The organism is Thiolapillus sp., from assembly GCF_048562965.1.
In the GTDB taxonomy this organism is placed as follows: Bacteria; Pseudomonadota; Gammaproteobacteria; order Chromatiales; family Chromatiaceae; genus Thiolapillus; species Thiolapillus brandeum_A.
On record NZ_JBHNMF010000426.1, the window covers coordinates 1 to 2,813 of the forward strand.

Annotated in this window: 3 protein-coding genes; all 3 read right to left on the bottom strand. The window is 53.7% G+C overall.

Annotated elements, in window-relative coordinates; all coding sequences use genetic code 11:
- Nucleotides 1–202 precede the first annotated feature (202 nt).
- Complete coding sequence (gene yegQ / locus ACOCD2_RS15820; protein ID WP_293652883.1) at nucleotides 203–1,486, bottom strand: tRNA 5-hydroxyuridine modification protein YegQ; 1,284 nt, start codon at nucleotides 1,484–1,486, stop codon at nucleotides 203–205.
- Nucleotides 1,487–1,564: 78 nt separating this feature from the next.
- Nucleotides 1,565–2,065: a SixA phosphatase family protein gene (locus ACOCD2_RS15825; protein WP_293652885.1), complete on the bottom strand. Its 501-nt coding sequence runs from the start codon at nucleotides 2,063–2,065 to the stop codon at nucleotides 1,565–1,567.
- A gap of 31 nt (nucleotides 2,066–2,096) precedes the next feature.
- Nucleotides 2,097–2,672, bottom strand: a complete 576-nt coding sequence (locus ACOCD2_RS15830; protein WP_293652886.1) for a YSC84-related protein — start codon at nucleotides 2,670–2,672, stop codon at nucleotides 2,097–2,099.
- Nucleotides 2,673–2,813: the final 141 nt, after the last annotated feature.

The window sequence follows — 2,813 nt, forward strand, 5'->3', positions numbered from 1 at the left end:
CATACACAACCAAAAACCCAAGCCATTCATCTGGACAGCCAAGGCTAAGGATATCTTGGCTAAAGTTGTTCGTGCTAATCGCCGGTTAAGTTCCAAGCAAAATGCAACACTACACTAGTTACTCTAAACTCTAGTATTTTAATAATGACACTGTTATGTCGGAAAAACCTTGATAGAAATTAAGTATGATCAGAAGGGTAATTCAGGTCAGGGTGCGCGTCAGCAAAGCATATTCTCCCGCAGACTGAGGCAGTGGAATCCTCACCTGCCAGCCGCTGCCAGGCGCTGTCTCCAGGGGTTTTCCATCGCGGTCCTGCATCTGGGTCAGGTCGAAAGCCATGTTTCCGGAAGGCGTCACCAGCGTCAGCTCATCTCCCAGCTGAAAACGGTTCTTGACCTCGACCAGTGCCCAGCCTTCTTCCTGCTCCAGTACTTCGGCGACAAACTGTGACCGGGAGGCCAGCGAGGCACCCTGACGGTAATTTTGCATCTCGTGGGTTTCATGCCGCTGAAAGAAGCCGTCGGTATAACCGCGATTCGCCAGACTCTCCAGTGCAGCCATCAACGAAATATCGAAGGGCTTCCCCGCTACGGCATCATCGATGGCCTGGCGGTAAATCTGGGTCACCTGGGCGGTATAGTAGTGGGACTTGGTGCGACCTTCGATCTTGAGGCAGTCCACGCCGATGTCCACCAGGCGCTGTACATGCTCCACCGCCCGCAGATCCCGGGAGTTCATGATGTAAGTGCCATGCTCGTCTTCCTCGATGGGCATGAACTCGCCTGGCCGGTTCGGCTCCTCGATATAGTAGACCTGATCCGCCCTGGGATGCCGGCCCATATCCTCCACGCTGACACTCGGCGCTTCATTCATCTTGTATTCCCAGCGGCAGGCATTGGTGCAGGTTCCCTGATTGGCGTCCCGATGATTGAAATAACCGGATAACAGGCAGCGACCGGAATAGGCGATACACAGGGCGCCATGAACGAACACCTCGATTTCCATATCCGGACAGGCCTGACGGATCTCTTCGATCTCGTCCAGTGACAGTTCCCGTGACAGAATCACCCGCGTCAGCCCCAGGCGCTTCCAGAAATCCACGCTCCAGGCATTCATGGTATTGGCCTGTACCGACAGATGCACCGGCAGATCCGGCCAGGCTTCGCGTACTTTCATGATCAGACCGGGATCGGCCATGATAAAAGCATCCGGTCCCATCTCTACCACCGGGCGGATGTCGTCCAGGAAGGTTGCCAGCTTGGCACCATGAGGCATGATATTGGCCGCAACAAAAAACTGCCGTCCCTGAGCATGGGCTTCAGCGATACCGGTTGCCAGGTTTTCATGCAGGAAATCATTGTTCCGCACACGCAGGCTGTAGCGCGGCATGCCCGCATACACGGCATCTGCACCATAGGCAAAGGCATAGCGCATGTTTCTCAGCGTACCGGCGGGAGATAACAGTTCGGGCTTCTTCACATTCATGCTCTGGGAAAAAGGAAAGATTTATTGTACCGGAGTTGTCCAGCGGCAAATCAGTGTAAATTCACGGCGAATTCGGAGCTACAGGGAAAAATGCCTGAAGAATTTTGGCTGAAGCAGCCAGAGCAGTTCTCCGGAACCAAAGCGCAGATCCTTCCAGCGGGCCACAGGAAACTGCATGGCCGCCATGGCGGCGGTAGGCATGCGGGCGTTGGCACCGGTAAAGCGGGAAACGAGCCCGGACCAGGTAGGCTCATGCCCGACCAGCATCACTGTTTGGGGATCATCGTGAAGCTGCTGAAGAAACAGCAGAACCCTTGATGGCGAGGAGGCGTACAAATCATCAGAAAGCCGCAGCTGTGAAGACCACTGTCCGGCTTCCATGGCGATTTCTGCAGTGCTCCTGGCACGGACCGCCGTTGAGGCAACGACCAGATCCGGTATTCGAGAAGCCTTGGAGAGCAGTTTTCCCATTTGCCTGGCTGCTCTGACACCACGCCCGGCCAATGGCCGGGCGTGGTCTTTTGCAAAGGAAACATCCCAGTCTGACTTACCGTGACGAAAAAGAATCAGTCGTTTCATCAGCAATCGTCAGGGGATGCATTTTTTAGCGTCAGAGCGGCTTGAACTTGTATTTCTGCCCGGCAAGAGATGCTTCATACATCAGACCGCCTTTGGCGATGGTGAAAGTCGCCATACCCTTGTTGTAGCTCGCACCCTTGGTGATAGCATCATTCTTGCCACCGGATGCACCGGCAGAATTGCCCGCGGTGGAAGCCGTTGCAGAAGCACCTGCGGTAATAGCCACAGCCTGTGCGTTGGCACTGAACTCAAAGTTACCGCTGGTGAATTCATTCAGGGCCCGCTTGTCCTGGAAGAAGATGATCTGTGTATAAGCTTCACCACCCAACTGGAAGCCGACACTCACCTGAGTCATGGATGCTGTACCGATCTGTTTGCCCTGCTCATAGACACAGCCTTTGCCATAAGCACCACCCACGCCGATACCGCCCTTGCCGATACTGGGGAAGATGGCGTAGCCATAACTGGTATCAAAAAACTTGGCACTTGCGCCAGCCTTCCTGAACAGATTGGCCGCATCCTGGCATTCGTCTGCCCAAGCCTGACTCAGGGGGAAAACCAGCAGCAACAAAGCCACCAGAGAAGCATAAACTTTCATCGATTTCATTAAAAATACTCCATTATCTATACTAGAGTTTAGAGTTTCAGAGGAGAAAAACCACTAAAAATCTCAAAAAATAGTTGACATAGCAAGGCGCGGCCTCTCAGAAGAGAAATCAACACAAACTTCTGGAGGCCGCTATGGACG